The organism is Herbaspirillum sp. UBA812 (genome assembly GCF_002296545.1).
Taxonomy (GTDB): domain Bacteria; phylum Pseudomonadota; class Gammaproteobacteria; order Burkholderiales; family Burkholderiaceae_D; genus Herbaspirillum; species Herbaspirillum huttiense.
Window position 1 is genome coordinate 1 of the sequence record NZ_DBIC01000325.1, and the last position, 6,025, is coordinate 6,025.

6 protein-coding genes are annotated in these 6,025 nt (G+C 60.8%); 3 read left to right on the forward strand and 3 right to left on the reverse strand.

The genetic code is table 11. The annotated features are described in order from the left end of the window. The 3 genes from B3873_RS21950 to B3873_RS21960 all read left to right on the forward strand — a co-directional run. The coding region (locus tag B3873_RS21950) for a DnaB-like helicase C-terminal domain-containing protein (RefSeq protein ID WP_286869075.1) at positions 1–440 on the forward strand (440 nt) is incomplete at its 5' end. Positions 441–643: 203 nt separating this feature from the next. Next, entirely contained in the window at positions 644–1,270 is a 627-nt protein-coding gene (locus B3873_RS21955; protein WP_134222217.1) for a DUF47 domain-containing protein, read from the forward strand. A 70-nt stretch (positions 1,271–1,340) separates the two neighbouring features. Continuing rightward, positions 1,341–2,348 carry an inorganic phosphate transporter gene (locus B3873_RS21960; protein ID WP_039788418.1) on the forward strand — a complete coding sequence of 336 codons (1,008 nt, stop codon included), beginning with the start codon at positions 1,341–1,343 and terminating at the stop codon, positions 2,346–2,348. A 98-nt stretch (positions 2,349–2,446) separates the two neighbouring features. Here the strand turns inward: B3873_RS21960 and B3873_RS21965 are convergent, their stop codons facing one another. From B3873_RS21965 to B3873_RS21975, 3 genes are all read right to left on the reverse strand, one after another. Continuing rightward, complete coding sequence (locus B3873_RS21965; RefSeq protein ID WP_286869076.1) at positions 2,447–4,114, reverse strand: PhoH family protein; 1,668 nt, start codon at positions 4,112–4,114, stop codon at positions 2,447–2,449. 497 nt (positions 4,115–4,611) lie between these two features. Next, positions 4,612–5,088 (reverse strand): peroxiredoxin, encoded by a 477-nt coding sequence (locus B3873_RS21970; protein ID WP_286869077.1) that lies wholly within the window; start codon positions 5,086–5,088, stop codon positions 4,612–4,614. Between the two features lie 92 nt (positions 5,089–5,180). Further along, positions 5,181–6,025: xylanase (locus tag B3873_RS21975; protein WP_286869078.1), on the reverse strand; the 845-nt coding region annotated here is incomplete at its 5' end.

The window sequence follows — 6,025 nt, forward strand, 5'->3', positions numbered from 1 at the left end:
CGCGCCAATGCGGCAAGCTGGGCCTGATCATCATCGACTACCTGCAGCTGATGTCGGGCAACGGTGGCAGCTCTTCTGAAAACCGCGCCTCCGAAATCTCGGAAATCTCGCGTAGCCTGAAGGGCCTGGCCAAGGAACTCAACTGCCCGGTGATCGCGCTGTCGCAGCTGAACCGCTCGCTGGAACAACGTCCCAACAAGCGTCCCGTGATGTCCGACTTGCGCGAATCAGGCGCTATCGAACAGGATGCTGACGTTATTTTGTTCATTTACCGTGATGAAGTTTACAATCCGGACTCGCCCGACAAGGGCACGGCGGAAATCATCATCGGCAAGCAGCGTAATGGCCCCATCGGCAGCATTCGCCTGTCCTTCCTGGGGATGTATACCAAGTACGACAACTATATCGGCAATCTGGCGCAGCCTTACGGCGGCGACTGATGCCATCGGCGGCGCGCCATCAGGGCGTGTCGCTGCACAAGGATCACGGGCGGCGTCGGGCCGCCCGTGTCATGCAAAGCGAACGGCTCCCAAGGCCGTTCGTGCAGGACCGGCAGGGCGGGGTACCGGCTTCCAAGGGGGCAGCCGCAGGCCGGTTCGAAACGGCGCTTTACATGAGCGCTAACCACTGATGAGAGAGAAAAATGTTTGGACGATTGATGCCGACTGAAGGCAAATTCTTTGACCTTTTCAATCAGCATGCAGAGCTGGCGGTCAAGTGCGCGAAAGAAATGGTGGCGCTGATGACCAATTTCGACGACCTTGAAATTCGCGTGCACGCCATTGAAGCCGTCGAGAAGGAAGCCGACAAGGTCACGCACAATGCCATCGAACTGCTGCACAAGACCTTCATCACGCCGCTGGACCGCGATGACATCCACCAGTTGATCACCCGCATGGATGACATCCTGGACCTGCTGGAAGACGCGGCCCAGACCATCTCCCTCTACGACATCAAGGCCATCACGCCGGAAGCCAAGCGCCTGGCCGAGCTGTGCCTGTCCTGTGCGGAGAAGGTGCAGTCGGCCGTGGGCCTGCTGTCCAACATGGACAACTCGCGCCAGATCCTGTCGATCTGCCAAGAAATCGACCGCCTGGAGTCCGACGCTGACCACGTGATGCGTGCGGCCATGTCCAAGTTGTTCCGCGATGAACCGGACGTGCGCACCCTGATCAAGCTCAAGGCCATCTACGAAATCCTGGAAACCGTCACCGATCGCTGCGAAGACGTGGCCAACATCATCGAAGGCATCATCGTCGAAAACGCCTGATCTTCCGGCGTAGCGGCGATTCCCTCGATTTCCGACGGGGACGCCGCTGGTTTCACACAACGGTTTCCCCATGCAAACAATCCAAATCAGCTTACATATTCTCGCGTTGTTGATCGTCCTGGCGCTGCTGTTCGACTTCATGAATGGTTTCCACGACGCCGCCAACGCGATCGCCACCGTGGTCTCCACGGGCGTGCTGCGTCCGCAGACCGCCGTGGCCATGGCCGCCTTCTTCAACCTGGCGGCCGTGTTCGTGTTCCATCAACTGCACGTGGCGGCTTCGGTGGGCAAGGGCACCATCGAACCGGCCATCGTTGACCAGTATGTCATCTTCGGTGCCCTGATCGGGGCCATCTTCTGGAACCTGGTGACCTGGTATTACGGCATCCCGTCCTCGTCCTCGCATGCCCTGATCGGCGGCCTGGTCGGCGCGGCCGTGGCCAAGGCCGGTACCGGCGCGCTGATCTCGGCGGGCCTGCTGAAGACGATTCTCTTCATCGTGCTCTCGCCCGTGCTGGGCCTGGTATTTGGCTCCCTGATGATGCTCGTGGTGTCGTGGATCTTCTTTCGCTCCACACCACGCAAGATCGATGGCTGGTTCCGCCGCCTGCAGCTGCTGTCGGCCTCCATGTACAGTCTCGGCCACGGCGGCAATGACGCGCAGAAGACCATCGGCATCATCTGGATGCTGCTGATCGCTTCGGGTTATTCCTCCCCGGATGCCCCGCCGATGTGGGTCATCATTTCCTGCTATTGCGCCATCAGCCTCGGTACGCTCTTCGGTGGCTGGCGCATCGTCAAGACCATGGGTCAGAAGATCACCAAGTTGAAGCCCGTCGGTGGTTTCTGTGCCGAAACCGGCGGTGCGATCACCTTGTTCATCGCCACCGCCCTGGGTATTCCGGTGTCGACCACCCACACCATCACCGGCGCCATCGTCGGCGTGGGCGCGGCGCAGAAGATGTCGGCCGTGCGTTGGGGCGTGGCCAGCAACATCGTCTGGGCCTGGATCTTCACCATTCCGGCCTCCGCTTTCGTGGCGGCGATCGCCTGGTGGATCGGCGTGCACGTGCTGTAACAAGCCGTCATTCATGGTCGCTGCCAGCGCAGCGGCCGCCCAAAAGCAAAAAGCCACGTTTTCACGTGGCTTTTTGCTTTGGTGCTGAAGAAAAGTGCTTACAACACGTCGCTGGCGTGATCGGCCAGGCGCGAGCGTTCGCCGCGCGCCAGGGTGACATGCCCGCTGTGCGCCCAGCCCTTGAAGCGGTCGACCACATAGGTCAGGCCGCTGGAGCCTTCGGTCAGGTAGGGCGTGTCGATCTGGGCGATGTTGCCCAGACATACGATCTTGGTGCCGGGGCCGGCACGGGTGACCAGGGTCTTCATCTGCTTCGGCGTCAGGTTCTGGGCCTCGTCGATGATCAAGAACTTGTTCACGAAAGTGCGGCCGCGCATGAAGTTGAGCGACTTGATCTTGATGCGCGAGCGGATCAGGTCCTGGGTCGCGGCACGGCCCCATTCCCCGGCATCGCCATCGGACTTGTTGAGCACTTCGAGGTTGTCATCGAAGGCGCCCATCCAGGGGCCCATCTTCTCTTCTTCCGTGCCCGGCAGGAAACCGATGTCTTCACCGACCGGCACCGTCACGCGGGTGACGATGATTTCGTTGTAGAGCTTGGTCTCCAGCACCTGCGCCAAGCCCGAAGCCAGCGCCAGCAGGGTCTTGCCGGTACCGGCCTGGCCCAGCAGGGTGACGAAGTCACACTCCGGGTTCATCAGCAGGTTCAGCGCGAAGTTCTGCTCGCGGTTGCGCGCAGTGATGCCCCAGACGCTGTTCTTGGCGTGGCCGAAGTCGCGCAGGGTCTGCAGTACGGCAGTCTTGCCGTTGATCTGGCTGACCTGGCCGTAGAAAGCCGGTTCGCCATTCTTGGGCTCGATGAAGACGAACTGGTTGACCAGCAGCGAGGGCACGTAGGGGCCGGTGACACGGTAGTAGGTGTAGCTGGTGCCGTGGCGGCTTTCCTGCCAGGACTCCATGCCCTTGCCATGCTTGTTCCAGAAGTCATCCGGCAGTTGCTGGATGCCCGAATACAGCAGGTCGGTATCTTCCAGCACGTGGTCGTTGAAGTAATCTTCCGCGGGCAGGCCAATGGCACGCGCCTTGAGGCGCATGTTGATGTCCTTGGAGACCAGCACCACCGGACGTTCCGGATACTGCTGGTCCAGCGCGCGCACCACGCCCAAGATCTGGTTGTCGGCCTTGCCTTCGGGCAGGCCTTCCGGCAGGGCAGCGTTCTGCAGCTTGGTCTGGAAGTACAGGCGGCCCTTGGCATCCTTGTTGCCCAGCTTGGCCAGCGGGATGCCCAGGTCGATCGAATCCTCGGCCACGTCGGACACCAGCGCATCCAGCGAACGCGAGATCTGGCGCGCATTGCGGGCCACCTCGGACATGCCCTTCTTGTGGTTGTCCAGCTCTTCCAGCGTGACCATGGGCAGGTAGATGTCATGCTCCTCGAAGCGGAACAGCGAGGTCGGATCATGCATCAGCACGTTGGTATCCAGCACGAACAGCTTGGACTTGCCCAGCTTGTCGGCCACGCGGCTGGTGGGCGACTTGGGGCGGACTTCGGCGCTCTTGGGAGCGGCTTTCGGTTTCTCGGCCACGGCGGCAGTCTTGCCGGTGATGCGCGCGCGGGGCGCGGTGACCTTGGTGTCGGAGACGTCGGCAACGGCAACTGCAACTGCTTGGGGTGCAACTACGGGAGCGGAGGTTTCAACGAGAGTGATGTTCGGTTTGACGGGCTTGTTGCGATCGGCCTTGGGATAGTCCTCGGGAGACAGCATCGAAGCTGGTTTGCTCGGCATTTTGGGCAGGGGCATCAGGACCTCGGAAGTGGATGAAGAAAACACCGCTTTGTCAGAGCGAACAGGTGAAGCAATACATCAGACAGCAAAGAGCGGGATCTTGCTGCAAGGCCGGGCATGCCAATGAAATCCTTGCACCTGTGCTGCAACGTAGCGGCCGTTGCCGTACGGAGGGCAGACAGGGGTTGGGCGAGGGCTTGATTGGCCTGGACGGCGGGGGTGGCAAAGTAAAAAGTAAAAAAGCCGTTTCGGCAGGCCTCGGGCCTTAACCTGAAACGGCTTCCAGCAAACGTTTTTCTGTTTGAATTCAATGGCTTGTATCGTTTGACCGCATGGTTGGAACGCGTCGCAGCTACTTGCCAGGTCTCCGCGCCGCGGCCTGAATCGATCGTTGCCGTCCGGACCCTGCGCGCAGCAGCCGGGTGGGCTATTGCGCTGCAGCAACCGGACCGCCTGTCTCAGGAATCGAACTTCATTCAGGCCAAGGTTTTAATGAAGGCCAGCACCTCATCCACGTGTGCAGGAACCTTCACTCCACGCCATTCTTTCACCACTTTGCCTGCGGCGTCAATCACAAACGTGCTGCGCTCCACGCCACGTACCTGCTTGCCATACATGTTTTTCATCTTCATGACGTCGAACATGGCGCACAGGGTTTCATCGGGGTCGGAGATCAGCTCGAAGGGCATGCCCAGCTTGCCCTTGAAGTTTTCATGGGACTTCAGGCTGTCGCGGCTGATGCCGAAGATGTCGGTATTGGCAGCCTGGAACTGCGGATGCAGGTCACGGAACTGCATGCCCTCGGTGGTACAGCCGGGGGTGTTGTCCTTGGGGTAGAAATACAGAACCAGGTTCTTGCCGCGATAGTCGGCCAGGTTGAAGGTCTTGCCACTGGTCATGGCGGCCGAGAAGTCCGGCACGGTCTTGTTCAGGAGGGATGGTCGGTCTGTCAAAGTGGCGCCCCGTAGGTGAAGTCTTGTTGGTGGATGGTTGGCGGGCCGGGGTCACCGGCCCTGATGAAGCCATGATCAAATCCTGTGCAGCCTTACATGGCCTGCACGATCATCTCGCCCGACCGGCCGGGCAGTTCGCCCCAGGCGATCGGCAGGATGGGCAGGACGTCATTCTTGATGCTCTGGTAGTAGTCGCCCATGGAGACCAGTTCGTAGCCTTGGGCACGCCAGCCGGTGAGCAATTGTTCGAAAATGGGGCCGAGTTTCTGTCCTTCAAGTTCCGCGTGCAGAGTGAAGACATGGTCACGCGGTTCCTTGGTCAATTGAAGCAAAAATTCAGCAGCATTGCTCGCGTCGATCATCTTGCCGCCGATCTCGCGGCCCAGGATTTCATCGAGCGTGGGCAGGGTGGTGGGCAGTTGCACGCAGGAGAGGGGCTTGCCGAAGGCCGACACGCGATGCGGGCCGGCATCGGCATCGGCCAGGCGGCCGTTTTCCCGCAGCTGCGAGCGGCCGTCCGAGGAGTAGGCCATGCCGAACTGGTCCAGCTGGACGAAGGCGTGATCGTTCATCTGCCAGCCCGCAGCGCCGTGCGTACGGGGTGCCTCACCGAAGATCTCGCGATAGCGGGCATGCGACTTGTGCATGGTCTCCACGGTCCACTGAGCGTCGGCGGTGCGAACGTCGTCCTGCCAGACCCGGTGGTCCCAGGTATGGATGCCGCATTCGAAACCCGCGTCCCTGGCTGAGCGCATGAAATCGGCACAGGTCTTGCCGATGTCGGGGGCGGGCAGCAGGGTGCCGTACATCAGCGTTTTGATGCCATAGTGTTCCACCACCGAAGTGCGCGAGACCTTGCTGAAGAAGCCCGGACGGAAGATCTGCTTCAGCGCCCAGCCGGTGTGGTCGGGCCCGAGCGAGAACAGGAAGGTGGCAC